General features: G+C 75.1%; 15 protein-coding genes. 10 read left to right on the forward strand and 5 right to left on the reverse strand.

What is annotated here, in order from left to right; genetic code table 11:
- Positions 1 to 198: 198 nt before the first annotated feature.
- The 4 genes from B056_RS0132140 (at position 199) to B056_RS0132155 (ending at position 3,946) form a co-directional block, all read left to right on the forward strand.
- The gene (locus tag B056_RS0132140; protein WP_018505953.1) at positions 199 to 1,554 is read left to right on the forward strand and encodes an APC family permease; all 1,356 of its coding nucleotides are present in this window, start codon (positions 199 to 201) and stop codon (positions 1,552 to 1,554) included.
- Positions 1,532 to 2,218, forward strand: a complete 687-nt coding sequence (locus B056_RS0132145; protein WP_018505954.1) for a TetR/AcrR family transcriptional regulator — start codon at positions 1,532 to 1,534, stop codon at positions 2,216 to 2,218. Before B056_RS0132140 ends, B056_RS0132145 begins: the two co-directional genes overlap by 23 nt.
- A gap of 280 nt (positions 2,219 to 2,498) precedes the next feature.
- Positions 2,499 to 3,122: a cyclodeaminase/cyclohydrolase family protein gene (locus B056_RS0132150; protein WP_018505955.1), complete on the forward strand. Its 624-nt coding sequence runs from the start codon at positions 2,499 to 2,501 to the stop codon at positions 3,120 to 3,122.
- Positions 3,119 to 3,946 (forward strand): bifunctional 5,10-methylenetetrahydrofolate dehydrogenase/5,10-methenyltetrahydrofolate cyclohydrolase, encoded by an 828-nt coding sequence (locus B056_RS0132155; protein ID WP_018505956.1) that lies wholly within the window; start codon positions 3,119 to 3,121, stop codon positions 3,944 to 3,946. The genes B056_RS0132150 and B056_RS0132155 overlap by 4 nt, the downstream gene beginning before the upstream one ends.
- A gap of 44 nt (positions 3,947 to 3,990) precedes the next feature.
- Here the strand turns inward: B056_RS0132155 and B056_RS0132160 are convergent, their stop codons facing one another.
- Positions 3,991 to 5,862: a GGDEF domain-containing protein gene (locus tag B056_RS0132160; protein WP_230203297.1), complete on the reverse strand. Its 1,872-nt coding sequence runs from the start codon at positions 5,860 to 5,862 to the stop codon at positions 3,991 to 3,993.
- A 458-nt stretch (positions 5,863 to 6,320) separates the two neighbouring features.
- Positions 6,321 to 7,607: an adenosylmethionine--8-amino-7-oxononanoate transaminase gene (gene bioA, locus B056_RS0132165; protein WP_018505958.1), complete on the reverse strand. Its 1,287-nt coding sequence runs from the start codon at positions 7,605 to 7,607 to the stop codon at positions 6,321 to 6,323.
- Between the two features lie 118 nt (positions 7,608 to 7,725).
- On the opposite strand from bioA, the gene B056_RS0132170 reads away from it, so the two are divergent.
- The 4 genes from B056_RS0132170 to B056_RS0132185 all read left to right on the forward strand — a co-directional run bounded on the left by B056_RS0132170 (position 7,726) and on the right by B056_RS0132185 (position 11,000).
- Positions 7,726 to 8,928 (forward strand): enoyl-CoA hydratase/isomerase family protein, encoded by a 1,203-nt coding sequence (locus B056_RS0132170; RefSeq protein ID WP_020572826.1) that lies wholly within the window; start codon positions 7,726 to 7,728, stop codon positions 8,926 to 8,928.
- The gene (locus B056_RS0132175) at positions 8,925 to 9,803 is read left to right on the forward strand and encodes a 4'-phosphopantetheinyl transferase family protein (RefSeq protein ID WP_407672445.1); all 879 of its coding nucleotides are present in this window, start codon (positions 8,925 to 8,927) and stop codon (positions 9,801 to 9,803) included. The genes B056_RS0132170 and B056_RS0132175 overlap by 4 nt, the downstream gene beginning before the upstream one ends.
- A gap of 206 nt (positions 9,804 to 10,009) precedes the next feature.
- Positions 10,010 to 10,261, forward strand: a complete 252-nt coding sequence (gene tatA, locus B056_RS0132180; protein ID WP_018505961.1) for a Sec-independent protein translocase subunit TatA — start codon at positions 10,010 to 10,012, stop codon at positions 10,259 to 10,261.
- 112 nt (positions 10,262 to 10,373) lie between these two features.
- On the forward strand, positions 10,374 to 11,000 hold the full coding sequence (locus B056_RS0132185) for a peroxiredoxin (protein ID WP_018505962.1): 627 nt from the start codon (positions 10,374 to 10,376) through the stop codon (positions 10,998 to 11,000).
- A gap of 76 nt (positions 11,001 to 11,076) precedes the next feature.
- On the opposite strand, the gene B056_RS0132190 is transcribed toward B056_RS0132185, so the two are convergent.
- Both B056_RS0132190 and B056_RS0132195 read right to left on the reverse strand, forming a co-directional pair.
- A complete protein-coding gene (locus B056_RS0132190) occupies positions 11,077 to 11,979 on the reverse strand; it encodes an alpha/beta hydrolase (protein ID WP_018505963.1) in 903 nt (300 codons plus the stop codon).
- Positions 11,980 to 11,987: 8 nt separating this feature from the next.
- Positions 11,988 to 12,869, reverse strand: coding sequence for an alpha/beta hydrolase fold domain-containing protein (locus B056_RS0132195; protein ID WP_026240392.1), 882 nt, complete (start codon positions 12,867 to 12,869; stop codon positions 11,988 to 11,990).
- 86 nt (positions 12,870 to 12,955) lie between these two features.
- Between B056_RS0132195 and B056_RS0132200 the strand changes: the two genes are divergently transcribed.
- Positions 12,956 to 14,587 carry a dolichyl-phosphate-mannose--protein mannosyltransferase gene (locus tag B056_RS0132200; protein ID WP_018505965.1) on the forward strand — a complete coding sequence of 544 codons (1,632 nt, stop codon included), beginning with the start codon at positions 12,956 to 12,958 and terminating at the stop codon, positions 14,585 to 14,587.
- Positions 14,588 to 14,606: 19 nt separating this feature from the next.
- The gene (locus B056_RS45110; protein WP_018505966.1) at positions 14,607 to 14,873 is read left to right on the forward strand and encodes an SRPBCC family protein; all 267 of its coding nucleotides are present in this window, start codon (positions 14,607 to 14,609) and stop codon (positions 14,871 to 14,873) included.
- A gap of 21 nt (positions 14,874 to 14,894) precedes the next feature.
- Here B056_RS45110 and B056_RS0132210 read toward each other — a convergent pair whose 3' ends face one another.
- Positions 14,895 to 15,713 carry an Fpg/Nei family DNA glycosylase gene (locus B056_RS0132210; RefSeq protein ID WP_026240393.1) on the reverse strand — a complete coding sequence of 273 codons (819 nt, stop codon included), beginning with the start codon at positions 15,711 to 15,713 and terminating at the stop codon, positions 14,895 to 14,897.
- Positions 15,714 to 15,717: the final 4 nt, after the last annotated feature.

A 15,717-nucleotide genomic window follows, 5' to 3' on the forward strand; every position in this document is an offset into this window, starting at 1 on the left:
GGCGGCCGCGCGCGGGCAAGAAATCCTGATCGTCTACGCGACCCGAACCCGCCCCATGATCGGAAATCCCTTCCGGCCGAAGGCTCTCCTTTTGAGGAAGAGAGTTTTTGATCCTTTGTGTGCTTGATTCCTTTTCTTGATCGTTTATGGCAAGGCCGGCGCGTCAACACTGTTGACTATCTTGATGGCCTGGCGGGCATGTCAGGGCGAACCGGCGGTGAACAGCAGGCGGTGCTGGCCCGCACGATCGGCACCGGGGACGCCGTCGTCATCGGCCTGGGCGCGATGCTCGGAGCCGGCGTGTTCGCCGCGTTCGCTCCGGCGGCCCGGGCCGCCGGAGCGGCGCTCCTGCTCGCCCTGGCCGCGGCGGCGGTCGTGGCCTACTGCAACGCCATCTGCTCGGCCCGACTGGCCGCGCGGTACCCGCAGGCCGGCGGCACCTACGTCTACGGGCGGCGGCGCCTCGGCGACTTCTGGGGCTACCTCGCGGGCGCCTCGTTCATCGCCGGCAAGACCGCGTCGTGCGCCGCGATGGCCCTCACCGTCGGCGCCTACACCTGGCCGGGACACGAACGTCCGGTGGCGGCGGGCGCGGCGGTCACCCTCACCGCGATCAACTGTTCCGGGGTGCGGCGCGCGGCCTGGCTGACCCGCCTGATCGTCGCCGTGGTCCTCGCCGTGCTCGCCGTGGTCGTGGCCGTCTGCGTGACCAGCGGCGCCGCGGAACCGGCCCGGCTCTCCCCCGCCGGATCCGCCGGGCCGGCGTGGTCCGGCCTGCCGCAGGCCGCCGGGCTGTTGTTCTTCGCCTTCGCCGGATACGCGCGGGTCGCGACCCTCGGCGAGGAGGTCCGGGACCCGCGGCGCACCATCCGCCGGGCGATCCCGGTCGCGCTGGGAGTCACGCTGGTCGTCTACGCCGCGGTCGCCGTCGCGCTGCTGCTGGTGCTGCCCGTGGGTGTGCTCGGGGCGTCGTCCGCGCCGCTCGCCGACGCCGTGCGCGCCGCGGGTGTGCCGGATCTGGCCCCGGTGGTGCGGGTCGGGGCCGCGCTCGGCGCGCTCGGGTCGCTGCTGGCGCTGATCCTCGGTGTCTCGCGCACCACCCTGGCGATGGCCCGTGACGGCCATCTCCCGACGCCGCTGGCCGCGGTCCATCCACGGTTCGGGGTTCCGCACCGCGCGGAGATCGTGGTCGGAGCCGCCGTGACGGTGCTCGTGCTCTGCGCGGACCTGCGCGGCGCGATCGGGTTCTCCTCCTTCGGGGTGCTGCTGTACTACGCGGTCGCCAACGCCGCGGCGTGGACCCTCTCCCCCACCGAAGGCCGCCCGGCGCGGGCCGTCCCGGTGGTCGGGTTCGCCGGTTGCCTGCTGCTGGCGTTCAGCCTGCCCGGGGCGTCGGTGGCCGGTGGGTGCGCCGTGCTGGCCGTGGCGGCCGTGGTCTATGCCGTGCGGCGTCGAACTGCCAGGTCCGCCGGCCCCGGCCGGCGCGTCAACACCGTTGACCACACTGTGGGTTCTACTAGGATCAGGGGTCGTGACGGCATCGGACGAGGATGAGAACGCGCCCCGGGCGGGCGCGCCGGCTCCCCCACAACGCACGCCTCGGGGCACCCTGTCGCGGGAGGTTCTGCTCGACGCGGCGATGGAGATCGTGCGGATCGGGGGCGCCGACGCGTTCAGCATGCGTGCCCTCGGTGCCCGCCTCGAGGTCGACCCGACCGCGGTCTACCGCCATTTCCACACCAAGAACGAACTGCTGGACGTTCTCGCCGACCTTCTGATCGCCGGCGACGAACCGCTGCCGGCGACCGGGGACGCGCGGGCCGACCTGCGGGCGAGCCTGCACCAGCTGCGGCGCTCGCTGCTGCGCCATCCGACGATGGCGGGGGTGATCCTGCGCCGCCCGCCGGGTGGGCGGGCGTACTGGGAGCGGGCCAACCACGCGTTGGGCCTGCTGCGCGGGATGGGGCTGAGCCCCGAGCAGGCGACGTCGACCTACCAGACGCTGTTGTTCTACAGCCTGGGCCACGTGCTGTCCGAGGCGCGCGCGCTGGCCGCCGCGGTCGCGCGCGACAAGCGTCCCGGCACGCCGACGGCGACGTTCAACCCGCCGGCGCACCAGCTGCCCGATCTGGCGGCGGCGGTGCCGTTCCTGCGGGCCGACACGGCCGCGCAGTTCGACGACGGCCTTGATCTGATCATGGGGTCGCTGCCGGGGTGAGCGTGGCGTTCGGGGTCGGTGGGCCGGTCGTCGTCGACGGAGGCGGCAAACCTCACAATCCCGTCCGGGACGGGCCCGCGCCGGGTCCGTGCTGTCCCCTCTCCCGTCCAGGGCACCGATCCACTTGCTACGGTGCACTCCGGCCAGCTCCGACCAGCCTCGCATCCGGCCGTTCCCGCGGGGCAGTGCCGGCACGCGGGGTTGCGGCGTGGGGAGCTGGCCGGCACAGGTCCGGACGGGCACGGATCCGGACAACGGTTCGAGGTGGGAGTCGAAAGCGATGGCGGACGAGACGCTCGACGGGTTCCTCGAGGCGCTCGCCTCGGCGGCTCCCGCGCCCGGCGGTGGCGCCGCGGCGGCGGTGCAGGTGGCGCTGGGCGCGGCCCTGGTGAGCATGGTCACCAATCTGACCATCGGCAAGCCGCGGTACGCCGAGCATGAGGCGGTGATGCTCGCCGCCCGCGCCGAGGCGGACCGGCTGCGCGGTGCGGCGCTGGCGCTGGCCGACGCCGACGCGGTGGCGTTCACCGCGGTGACCGACGCCTACCGGCTGCCGAAGGAGAGCGCGCAGGAGAAGGCCGCGCGCAGCGCGGCGATCCAGCACGCGCTGGTCGGGGCGGCCGACGTGCCGTTGCGCACCGCGGCGGCCGCCGCGGAGGTGGTCGGGTTGTGCCAGCGCATCCTGGATGGCGCGAACGTCAACGTCCTGTCGGACGTGGCCGTCGCCGCCGCCAGCGCGCGGGCGGCCCTCGACTCGGCGGCGATCAACGTGCGGGTGAACCTGGCGTCGATGAGCGACGCGGCCACCCGCGACGCGACCGCCGCCGAGCTGGACAAGTACCTGTCGTCGGTGACCGGCGCGGACGTCGTCGTGCGCGCCGTGGCAGATCGGATCGGGTCATGAGGTTGCTGGACGGGCGGTCGATGGCCGCCGACATAGGACGCTCGGTCGTCGACGACGTCGAACGGCTCGCCGCCACCGGGGTCACCCCGACCCTGGCGGTCGTGCTGCCGACGGCGGACGAGGCGGCTCGGTCGTACGTGCGGGTGATCGAGCGCGGCGCGGCGAAGCTCGGGGTGGGCTGCGCGGTGCACGAGCTGTCCGGGGACCCGGACGAGCTGATCGCGACCGTGGACCGGCTCGCCGCCGACCCGGCGGTGCACGGGATGATCGTGCAGACGCCGTTGCCGGACGGGCTGACCGCCGCCGACGTGGGGGCCCGCATCCCGGTGGGCAAGGACGTCGACGGGATGAACCCGTTGAGCCTGGGCCGGCTGGCGCTGGGGTTGCCCGCGTTCGCGCCGGCGACCGCGGCGGCCGTGCTGGAGATCCTCAACCGGGCCGCGGTGCCGCTGGCCGGCGCCCGGGCGTGTGTGATCGGGCGCAGCTCGGTGGTGGGCAAGCCGGCGGCGTTGCTGCTGCTCGCCGAGGACGCGACGGTGACGGTGTGCCATTCCCGGACGAAGGACCTGGCGACGGTGGCGCACGACGCCGACATCGTGGTGGCCGCGGTCGGCCGGCCGAAGATGGTCGGTGCCGGGCATGTCCGGCCCGGGGCGGTCGTCATCGACGTCGGCACGAACTGGACGGACGCCGGTCTGGTCGGTGACGTCGACGCCGACGCGGTGGCCCCGGTCGTGGGCGCGCTGACCCCGGTGCCCGGCGGGGTGGGGCCGGTGACGACGATGCTGCTGCTGCGTAACACGGTGCGGGCGGCGGGCGGGTGATGAGCGGGCGGCGGTAGCCGGGCCGGTCTGGTGGGCCGCTTCGGTCAGTGGGCGGGACGCGGTGGCGGGCCGCCCGCCGGGCCCGTGCCGGCGGTGCGCACGCGGTTGCGTCCTTCGCGTTTCGCCTGGTAGAGCGCCGCGTCGGCGCGCTCGAGCAGGTCGGTCAGGATGGTGAGGTCGTCGCCGGCCGGCGTCGGGCACGGGCCGGGGAACACCGGCTCCGCGGCGGTGCCGGGCTGGCCGCGGCGGGTTCGGCCGGGGGTCGGACCGGGTGGGTGGCCGGGCCGGGCGAGGCCGCCGGGGCTGTTGCTGGTGCCGGCGACGCCGACCGACACCGTGACGGTCACGTCGGCGCGGCCGAGGCGGATGCGGGTGCCCGCGACCTGGTGGCGGACCCGTTCGGCGACGGCGGCGGCGGCGTCGAGGTCGACCTCGGCGAGCAGCACGACGAACTCCTCCCCGCCGAAGCGTCCGACGAGGTCCTGCGGGCGGGTGGCCAGGCGCAGCGCGTCGGCGACGGCGAGCAGCACCGCGTCGCCGTTGAGGTGGCCGTAGCGGTCGTTGACCTGTTTGAAGTGGTCGACGTCGACGAGCAGCACCGACAGTGGACGTCCCAGCCGGCGGGTCCGGGCGGTTTCGCGCTGGGCGACCTGTCGCCAGTAGGCCATGGTGGCCAGCCGGGTCTTGGGGTCGGTGCGGGCCGCGGTGAGCAGCTCGGCGTGGGCCAGCCCACGGCGCAGCAGCAGGACGAGCGGTGCGGCGACGACGAGCAGCAGCGGGCTGGCCGCCCACAGGACGGCGAGGATCAGCGCGGCGCCGGTCTCCACCGCGGCCGTGACCGTCTGTTCCCGCCCGCCGGACCAGTGGCCGGGGCGCAGCAGCCGGTCGACGAGCAGGTAGGCACCGACCGCGGCGATCAGCGCGGCGAAGGTGTGCGACGAGCCGGCGAGCCGCTCCGCGGACCGCGGGTCCGTCGTGGGTGCGATCAGGTGGTGGACGGCGGACGCGGCGGCGCCGGCGAGACCGAGCGCGGCGGTGTCGTGCAGCCGGGGCCGGACCGGCGGTGGTGAGCCCGGCGGGCCGGGGGGGCGGGCGAGCCGGCCCGCTCCCCCGGTCGCCAGCCAGAGCGGGACGTGCGCGAGCAGCGCGTAGAGCGGGGGCAGCAGCAGCGCGACGGGCAGCGTCCAGGTCGAGGTCAGGGGCGGACCGCTGTCCAGGGGGGCGCCGTCGGCACGCGGCCCGGCGCCGGCCGCGGTGGGGCCGGTGAGCAGCACCCCGGTGACGACGGCCAGCGTGGTGAAGGCGGCGAAGGTCGCGAGTTCGGCGGGTCGGGGCGGGCTGCGGTCGGCGGCGGCGTTGGCGACGAGGACGACGGCGGCGACGAGGAACAGCGCCTCGACCGCGAGGATGCCGATCAGCTCGGCGGGTGGCCGCGGCCCGCCCGGGGCGCCGCCGGGGCGCCGTGGACGTGGGCGGACCCGTGGGCGTGGCTCGTTCAGGAACAGGGAGGCGCCGTGGCCCACCGGGGCGCCGTGGCCCGGGTCGGCGCGGGGGGTGCCCGTCCGCCGCGGGAAGGGGGTGTCGCGGGGCACGGTGACCGGAGCGGTGGCCGTGGCCGGTGCCGCCCGCCCGAACGTGGGCATCGGCGGCGGGCCCGCCCGGGTGGGAGCGGGCCGGGTCGGGATGGCGGCCGGGGCCGGGTGGGTGGCGGGGAGCCCGGTGGGGGTTCGAGGCCCGTCCGCGGACGGGCCGGGTATCGCTGGCGTCCCGGGTATCGCGACGAGCCCGGCCGGGCGGCGGGCCGTCGCCCGGCGGACGGCGCGCGCCACCGCCCCGAGCCCGGGTGGGACGTGCCCGCGCCCGGGTCGCCATCGCGCCTGTCGTAACGGCATCCGCACGTGGCCCTTCTCGTTCACCGCCGGGTGCTGGTGACGCCCGCGGCGCCCACCTCGCGGTATCCAGGTCTGTCGGGGCATCCGTTCCCGAACCGGGGCCGACCCGTGCCCGGCGCCGGCCGGGGGCGGGACGCCCTCGGTGGGACCGACGCCGTCGGCGGCCACACCCGCCGACTGCTACACACAGTGAAGCCCCGTGAACGAAGGGTATGAAGGCTCTTCGGGCATCCGCAACTAGTTCGTGGATGTCGGACATGCAGCACCGGCATCGGCGTCGGCGCTCGACGCGCCCCGGGCGGGTGTGCCGTGCCGGTCCTCGCGCTCCTGACCTGCGTCATCAGCCGGTGGGCTGGTGCGGACGGCCGGGTCGCGGGCGCCGCGACGGCCGGCGGGCGCGGCCCGGGAAGACCACAGCCGACCCGCCTGATGGGGTGGGTCGGCGGGCCGTCGGACGGTCGCCGGCGGCCCGGGAGCGGGGGTCAGCCGGTGGTGGCGGCGACCGCGGTGACCATGGCGGCGGCCAGGGTGGTGACGTCCGCCGGCTCCATCAGGAACGGCGGCATCGCGTAGACCAGCCGGCCGAACGGGCGTACCCAGACCCCCAGCTCGACGAGCAGCGGTTGGATGACGGCCATGTCGACCGGGCGGTGGGTCTCGATCACGCCGATGGCGCCGAGGGTACGGACGTCCGCGACGCCGGGCAGGTCGGCGGCGGGCGCGAGCCCGGCCGCCAGGGCGTCGTGCACGGCACCGACCCGCGCCCGCCACGGGGAGGAGAGCAGCAGCTCGACGCTGGCCCGGGAGATCGCGGCGGCCAGCGGGTTGGCCATGAACGTGGGGCCGTGCATGAACGCGCCCGCCGCCGAGGCGCAGACGCCGTCGGCCACCTCGGCGGTGCACAGGGTGGCACCCATCGTCAGGTAGCCGCCGGTCATCGCCTTGCCGACGCACATGATGTCCGGGGTGATCCCGGCGTGATCGCAGCCGAACAGCTCCCCGGTGCGCCCGAAACCGGTGGCGATCTCGTCGGCGACGAGCAGCACCCGGTGCCGGTCGCACAGCTCGCGGACCCGGGCCAGCCAGCCGGGGGCGTAGAAACGCATCGCGCCGGCACCCTGCACGACCGGTTCGCAGATGACCGCGGCGATCTCCCCCTCGTGCGCGGCGAGCAGGCGTTCGATGTCGGCGAGGTCGGCGTCGGTGACCGGCTCGGTGAAGCCGGGGGCCGGGGCGGGGGCGAACAGGTGCCGGGCCAGCAGGCCGGTGAACAGGTGGTGCATGCCGGTGTCGGGGTCGCAGACCGACATCGCGCCGGAGGTGTCGCCGTGGTAGCCGCGGCGGATGGTGAGCAGTCGGGTCCGCCCGGGCCGGCCGCGGCCGGCCTGGTACTGCAACGCCATCTTGATCGCGACCTCGACGGCGACGGAGCCGGAGTCGCAGAAGAACACCCGTTCCAGGCCGGGTGGGGTGATCCGCACGAGCAGTTCGGCCAGGGTGACGGCGGGCTCGTGGGTGAGCCCGCCGAACATGACGTGCGACATCCGGTCGAGCTGGTCGCGGGCGGCCCGGTCCAGGACGGGGTGGCGGTAGCCGTGGATCGCCGCCCACCACGACGACATCCCGTCGAGCAGTTCACGGCCGTCGGTGAGGGTCAGGCGCACCCCGGCGGCGGAGGCGACGGCGAACAGCGGGGCCGGGTCGTGTACCGAGGCGTAGGGGTGCCAGACGACCGCGCGGTCCCGGGCGAGCAGGTCGGAGGCGTCCATGGGCCAACCTTCTCCCACCGGCCGCGGCCGGTGGGCCGGGTGGGCCGGTGCGTGTCATGAGGGCCACACGGGGCACCACCGCTCCCGGGTGCGGGCGGTGCCGGCGAAGATGGGACGCATGCCACCCGAACCGACCGCCCCCGCCGCGCCCCGCGGGGCGACCGTGCCCGCCCAGCCGGCCGAGCCCGCCGAGCCGGCGGTGCTGGTCCGCCGTGAGGGTGCCCTGGGCCGGATCACGCTGAACCGGCCGAAGGCGATCAACGCGTTGACCACGGGCATGGTGGTGGCCGTCGACGCGGCGCTGCGGGCCTGGGCGGTCGACGACCGGGTCGCCGCGGTGCTCGTCGACGGGGCGGGCGGGCGTGGCCTGTGCGCGGGTGGCGACATCCGTTTCTTCCGGGACTGCGCGCTGCGCGGCGACCCGGCGCCCAAGGCGTTCTGGGCCGCCGAGTACCGGCTCAACGCGCTGATCAGCACCTATCCGAAGCCGTATGTGGCGCTGATGGACGGGCTCGTGATGGGTGGTGGGATCGGGATCTCGGCGCACGGCGCCACCCGGATCGTCACCGAACGTTCGGTGCTGTCGATGCCGGAGGTCGGGATCGGTTTCGTCCCCGACGTCGGCGGCACCCATCTGCTCGCCCGGATGCCCGGGGAGATCGGGACCCATCTGGCGCTCACCGGCGGCCGGATCGGCGCGGCCGACGCGATCGCCTGCGGGCTGGCCGACCATCAGCTGCCCGGCGCCGCGCTGCCGGCGTTCGTCGCCGCGCTGCGGGCGGCCGCCGCGGCCGGCCTCGGCGCAGGGGGGGCGGACACGCTGGCCCGTCGGTACGCGACGCCCGCCGCGGCGGGCGGCCCGCCGGCGCTGGCGGCCGACCGGGCCTGGATCGACCCGTGTTACCGCTACGACAGCGTGGAGGAGATCCTGGCGGCGCTGGCGGCCAGCCCCGTCCCGGCGGCCCGTGCCGCCGGACTGGAGATCGCCACGAAGTCACCGACCGCGCTGAAGGTGACGCTGCGCGCGCTGCGGGCGGCCCGGACGCTGCCGGGGCTGGGGGCCTGCCTGGACCAGGAGTACCGGATCTCCTGTGTGCTGCTGGGCACCCACGACCTGGTGGAGGGGGTGCGGGCCGCGGTCGTCGACAAGGACCGCTCCCCACGCTGGTCCCCGGACCGGCTCGCCGACGTCACGGCCGGCGACGTCGAGCGGTTCTTCGCCCCGCTGGGCGCCGACGAGCTCGGCCTCGGCCCGGGCGGGGCCGGCGGATCCGGTTCGGCCGGCGAGGCCGGTCGGCAGGTGGGAGAGGCGGTCCGATGAGCGACAGGTGGAGCACCGCGGCCGGGACGCCGACGACGGCACCGGCACCGGCATCGGTGACAGCGCCGGCCACGGTGGCGGCGACCGGCCCGGTTCGGCTCGCCGGCGGCGCGGTGCTGCTGGCCGCGGTGCTGCCGGCACCCGGTGCCGCCTGGTCCCCGGCCCCGGGTGCCGGGGCCGGACCGGCGCTCGCCGCGGTGGAGAAGTTCGACGACGACTTCGGCGGCGCCGCGGACGCCCGGCTGTTCCCCGAGGAGGCCGCGACCCTCACCCGCGCGGTCGACAAACGCCGCCGCGAGTTCACCACCGGACGGATCTGCGCGCACCGGGCGCTGGAGGCCCTGGGCGTGCCGGCGGTGCCCATCCTGCCCGGGGAGCGCCGGGAACCGCTGTGGCCGGCCGGGGTGGTCGGCAGCATCACCCACACCGCCGGCTACCGGGCGGCCGCGGTGGCCCGCGCGGCGGCGGGTTCGACGGTGAGCGTCGGCATCGACGCCGAGCCGAACGAGCCGACGCCAGGTGGGGTGCTCCGGGAGATCTCGCTGCCCGTGGAACGGGAGATGCTCACCGCGCTCGGCGGGGAGCATCCCGCCGTCCGCTGGGACCGTCTGCTGTTCAGTGCCAAGGAGTCGGTCTACAAGGCCTGGTTCCCGCTGGCCCAACGCTGGCTGGGCTTCGACGACGCCGAGCTGACGATCACCGTCGACGCCGGGGACGCCGCCGGGACCGGGGTGGACGCGCGGGGGGCGTTCCAGGCGCGCCTGCTGGTGGCTGGGCCCGCGCTGCCCGGTGGGGAGCTGACCGGTTTCAGTGGGCGCTGGGCGGTGGGTCGTGGCCTGATCGTCACCGCGATCGCCTTCACTCCCCCGGCCTGAACCCCGCCGCGCCCACGGCGTTCCGTCCGGTCGGGGGCCGTGGACGGCTACGGTGCCGCCGGTTCCGATCCGCCGGTCCGCTCCCGTTCGCCGGACCGACGGGCCGCGGTGGCCGCGCGTAAAGCAGGCCCGGGTTCCGACCACGTAACATCCGGTCAGGCACGGTAAGACGGACATTCACTCGTCCCGCCCGGAGGATGGTTCCCATGGCCGACATCGGCGCTCCCGAGCTGCTCATCATCGCCGCGGTCATCATGATCCTCTTCGGGTCGAAGCGGCTTCCCGACGCCGCCCGTTCCCTCGGCCGCTCCCTGCGGATCCTCAAGTCGGAGATCAAGGGCCTCGACACCGATGACACGGCCGCCCCGCCGGCGGCGGCACCGGCGGCCGTGACGGTGGCGCCCGTGGCGGCGGAACCCGCGCCCGCGGCGCCTCCGGCCGGCGCCGCGGCCCGCTAGGGAGCAGGGCTCCGGGCAGCCGCCCGGGTATCACGCGCACGGACGGGGCCGATCGACCGTAGCCTTGGCCTGGCCTGAACAACCATTCGACGCTACGACGAAAGGACGGCCCGTGGGTCTCCGTCTGGGCGACACCGCTCCCGACTTCACCGCAACGACCACCGACGGCGAGATCACCTTCCACGAGTGGAAGAAGGACTCGTGGGCGGTCTTCTTCAGCCACCCGGCCGACTTCACGCCCGTGTGCACCACCGAGCTGGGCCGCACCGCCGCCCTGCAGAGCGAGTTCCAGAAGCGCAACACCAAGGCGCTCGCGCTGTCCGTCGACCCGGTCGACCAGCACAACGCCTGGGCGCCGGACATCGCGGAGGTCGCCGGAAGCGCGCTCAACTTCCCGATCGTGGCCGACCCCGACCACCGGGTCGCCGAGCTGTACGACATGATCCACCCGGGCGAGGGCGACACCTCCACCGTGCGTTCGGTGTTCATCATCGACCCCGCCAACAAGGTGCGGCTCTCCCTGACCTACCCGAAGTCGGTGGGCCGCAACTTCGACGAGATCATCCGCGTCATCGACGCGTTGCAGGCGACGGACGCGAACCCGATCGCGACCCCGGCCGACTGGAAGCCCGGCGACCGCGTGATCGTCGCGATCTCGGTCTCGACCGAGGACGCCAAGAAGCGGTTCCGGAACGTCGAGGAGACCAAGCCCTACCTGCGTTTCGCCGACGCTCCCTGAGCGACCGCGTCGCCGGTCCCGTCCCGCCCCGGTGGCGGGGCGGGACCGGTCACCGGTCCGTCAGGCCCGGCGGCCGTCAGGCTCGACGGCCCAGCGCGCCACCGAGGAAGGCGAGCTGCGCCGGGGCGACGGAACGCCAGTACTCGGCGGTGTGCCCGCCGGGGCCGAAGTTCCGCTCGCCCGCTTCCAGGTCACGGGCGGCCTGGCGGGAGACGGTGAAGAACGGGTCGGCGGAGCCGCAGTCGATCCGGTAGGACACCCCTGGCACGGGCGCCGTCCCGAGGACCGGGTGGGCCGCGAAGTCGGCCCTGGAGTCGAAGGCGCCGGGTGCGCTCGCGCCGTAGGACGGCCACATCGCCGGGCTGCTCGCCGCGACCGCGACGACCAGTCCGGGGTGGCGCCGGGCCAGCAGCAGCGCACCGTACCCGCCCATCGACCAGCCCGTCGCCGCCAGCCGCGTCGTCCGCAGGCCCAGCCCGGCGAGCCGGGGAAGCACCTCGCCGATGATCATTCGCTCGGGGTCGTCGCCCGAGGCGCGCCGGTGCCAGTAGGCCTCGCCACCGTCGACGGCGACGAGCGCGAACGGCGCCACGCCGGCCGCCAGGGCGTCGGCGAGATGCCGGTCGAGGTTCAGCAGGCTGACCGACCGCTCCGCGTCGTCACCCCGCCCGTGCAGGACGAGGCAGGCCGGCAGCCCGTCCCGGGCCCCGCCCGGCGCGATCACCACCAGGCCGACCTGCCGGCCCCGGGCCGCGCTCGCGAAGCTCAGCCGGGCGACCTCCACCGGGCCGGCCGTGAGCGCCGCCCCCGCGGTCGGCCCGGCGGCCGGCGGGACGGAAGCCGGCGGCGACGCCGGTGAGCCGGGCGACACGGCCGACACCGGCGCCGCGGAGCCGGCCGGGCCCGTCGAACATCCGGCGAGGCCCCCACCGACCGCGCTCGCCGCGAGAACGAGCAGCGCCCGCCTGCTCGGCGGCACGGTTCGCGTCAGCTGGAGACCTCCCGCACGATCACCCGGGACGCCGCGCGGCCCTCCGGCACCGGGATGAGCGGGTAGACGTGCACGGCACCGTCGCGGACCGTCAGGTCCACCTGGAGGCCCTCGGCGGCGGCCCGCTTCTGGAAACGCAGGACGTCGGGGTAGAGCAGATCGCGGGTGCCGACGTACACCTGCGTCGGGGCGATGCCGGTAAGCCGGCCGTTCAGTGGGCTGAGCCGCGGGGCGGCCGGGTCGTCACCGCCGGCCCAGGCCCGGCCGGCCTCCACCAGACCGACGCGGGTCAGCCAGGGGTCGCGGGCCTCCGCCGCCGCGACCGCCGGGTCGGCCAGGGTGAGGTCCAGCCACGGGGAGATGAGCAGGAGGCCGCGTGGCTGCGGCAGCCCGGGCCCGTCCAGGGTCTGCGCGAAGCCCAGCGCCAGCCCAGCGCCGGCGGAGTCCCCGGCGACGGTGACCGCCGCCGGGTCCATCTCCTCCAGCAGCCGCCGGTAGACCGCGGTGAGGAACGGATACGCCTCGCGGTAGGTGTGCCGCGGCGCGAGGCCGTAGTCGGGGACGTCGACCCGCACGCCGGCGGCGGCGAGCCGGGAGACCAGCGTCCAGTGCTGTGGCGCCATGCCGTTGATGTAGGAGCCGCCGTGGATGTAGACCGCGGCCCGCTCGGCGGGCCGGCCCTTCGGGGCGACGGTGTGGCAGGGAAACCCCGCGACCTGCCAACTGCTCACCGCGTGCCGCCGACGCAGGGCCGTGGGCGGCGGCGACGGCCGTTTGCGCGCCGCGATCCGCCGGTGGGCCCGTTCGACGGTGGCCGTTCCCGGTTTTCTGGTCACCCGAAGAATCCCGGCGACCGCCCTCATCTGCAAGCTGGTCATCCACGCCCCTTCTGGGTGCTATTAGACCAGACAGTCCGAAGGCCACCGGTTGTCCGTCGCGGCGGCCCAGTCCCTAGCCTGACCAGGTGACGGCAGCGACAACAGCTGATTTCGCCCGCTCCGAAACCGATCAGGCCGAAACCGAACGGGCCGGGACCGAACGGCGGCGCCCACCCGGTCCCGACGCCCTGCGGGCGCGACTGTGCCCGCCGATGCCCGGCGACCGGAGACTCGGCTGGGTGGCCGCGCTCGCGGTCACCGCCGTCGCGGGCATCCTGCGGTTCTGGCAGCTGACCGAGCCACGGGGCATGAACTTCGACGAGGTCTACTACACCAGGGACGCCTGGGGCCTGATGACCTCGGGCTACGAGGTGAACAGCGGGACCTGCGCCGGCCCGGCCTTCGTGGTGCATCCACCCCTGGGCAAGTGGTTCATGGCCGCCTCCGAGAAGATCTTCGGTTACACCGACTGCGCCGGGGTCGCGCACGGCAACCCCGAGCTCGGCTGGCGGTTCGCCTCGGCGCTGTTCGGCACGCTGGCGGTACTGGTGCTCACCCGCACCGCACGGCGGATGTTCCGGTCCACCGTGCTCGGCTGCTTCGCGGGCCTGCTGCTGACCCTGGACGGGCTGGAGTTCGTCCAGAGCCGGATCGGCATCCTCGACATCTTCCTGATGACAGGGCTCGTGCTCGCGCTGGCCTGCCTGGTGCTCGACCGCGATCACGGCCGGGCCGCCCTCGCCGCGCGCGTCGCCGCGGGCCCGCCGTCCGGTGGCCCGCCGTCCAGGGCGGCCGAACGCTTCGTCCGCTACGGGCCGCGCGCCGGGCTGCGGCCCTGGCGGATCGCCGCCGGGCTGTGCCTCGGGGCGTCGATGGGCGTGAAGTGGAGCGCGCTCTACACGCTGGTCGGTCTCGCCGCGCTGGCCCTGGCCTGGGATGTCGGTGCCCGGCGCACCGCGGGCGCGCGGCGGCCGGTGCGCGGGGCGCTACGCCGCGACCTGCCGGCCTGGTCCGGCTGTTACATCCTGCTGCCGATCGTGACGTTCCTGGCCACCTGGACGGGCTGGTTCGTCACCGACGGCGGTTACGACCGGCACCTTCACGGCGACGGGTTCTTCGCCGCCTGGCACGGCTGGTGGGACTACCAGCAGGCGATCCTCGACTTCCACGAGCACCTGGACGCGCCGCACGTGGCGCAGTCCACCCCGCTGAGTTGGCTGGTGCTCGCCAGGCCGGTGGTCTACGCCTACGACAGCCCGAAGCTCGGCGAGCGGGGTTGCCACGCCGCCGCCGGCTGCTCCCGCGAGGTGCTGGCCCTGGGTAATCCGGCGGTCTGGTGGGTCGGCACAGCCGCGCTGGTCGCGATGCTCGCGCTGTGGGTCAGCCGGCGCGACTGGCGGGCCGCCCTGGTACTCGTCGGCTTCGGCTCGTCGTTCCTGCCGTGGCTGGCGTTCCCGAACCGGACGATGTTCTTCTTCTACGCCCTGCCGTCACTGCCGTTCCTGATCCTCGGGATCACCGCGTCCGCCGGCCTCGCGCTCGGCCCCCGCGACGCGTCGGACACCCGCCGCATGATCGGGGCGTTGTCGTTCGGGCTCTACCTGGCCGCCGTCGCGCTGATGTTCGCCTACTTCTACCCGATCCTCGCCGCCCAGACGATTCCGCTGAGCTCCTGGCACGACCGCATGTGGTTCCCCGGCTGGATCGTCGCCCCCTAAGGCCCGGATCGGCACTCGGGTGTCCGCGCCGAGGCGCGACGCCCGGTCACTGGGCGGCGCGCTCGAGAAGTCCGCCGCCTCGACCCGCAGCGGGCGGACTCCCTACAGTCAGTCGGGTGTACGCGACACAGATGACCTGGCGGACGCCGACGGCGGGGGCACCGACGTCACCGTCCGGCACGAGGGCATCCCGGACGGCGTGCCCGTCGCGGACAACGAGGCGGGCACCCGGATGGCCCTGGCCGGCCTGGCCGCGTTCCTGGAAGCGGGCCGCCCGGCGGGCTGACGCGGCGCCCGGCACGCGGCGTCAGCGGGGAGCGGGTGGCTGGCAGCCGGGGCACCAGAACAGGTTCCGGCCGGCCAGCTGCACCGTGCGCACCTCGACGCCGCACACCAGGCAGGGCTGGCCCGTCCTGCGGTAGACGTAGACCTCTCCCCCATGGTCGTCGACGCGCGGTGGGCGGCCCATCGCCTCCGGGGTGTGCGCGGGGCGCACGGTGTCGATCCGGCCCGTCCGCGCCCCGTCGGCCATCAGCGCCACCAGGTCGGCCCAGATCTCGGCCCACTGGTCGCGGGCCAGCTCCCGGCCCGGCAGCAGCGGGTGGATCCCGGCGCGGAACAGCACCTCGGCCCGGTAGATGTTGCCCGGCCCGGCGACGACCTTCTGGTCCAGCAGGAGCACGGCGATCGGGGTGCGGCTGCGCTCGATCCGGCGCCAGGCCAGCGCCGGATCGGCGTCCGCGCGCAGCGGATCGGGGCCCAGCCGGTCGCGCAGCGCCTTCACCTCACCGGGTGCCAGCAGCTCGCAGGCGTTCGGCCCGCGCAGGTCGGCGTACCCGGTGTCGGCGGCCAGCCGCAGGCGGACGGCTCCCGTCGGCACGGGCGCCGGGCCGGGACCGAGTGCGTACGTGCCGTAGATGCCCAGGTGGATGTGGAGGACCTGCTCGTCGCCGAACCCCAGCAGCAGGTGCTTGCCGTGCGCCTCCGCCTCGGTCAGCACCCGCCCGTCCAGCATGCGCGCACCGTCGGTGAACCGGCCCTGCGGGCTCGAGACGGTCACCGGCCGGCCACGGAACATCCGCTGATGGACGGCGGCCAACCTGTGCACAGTGTGACCTTCGGGCATAGTC

The sequence above is a fragment of the Parafrankia discariae genome (assembly GCF_000373365.1).
Classification (GTDB): Bacteria; Actinomycetota; Actinomycetes; order Frankiales; family Frankiaceae; genus Parafrankia; species Parafrankia discariae.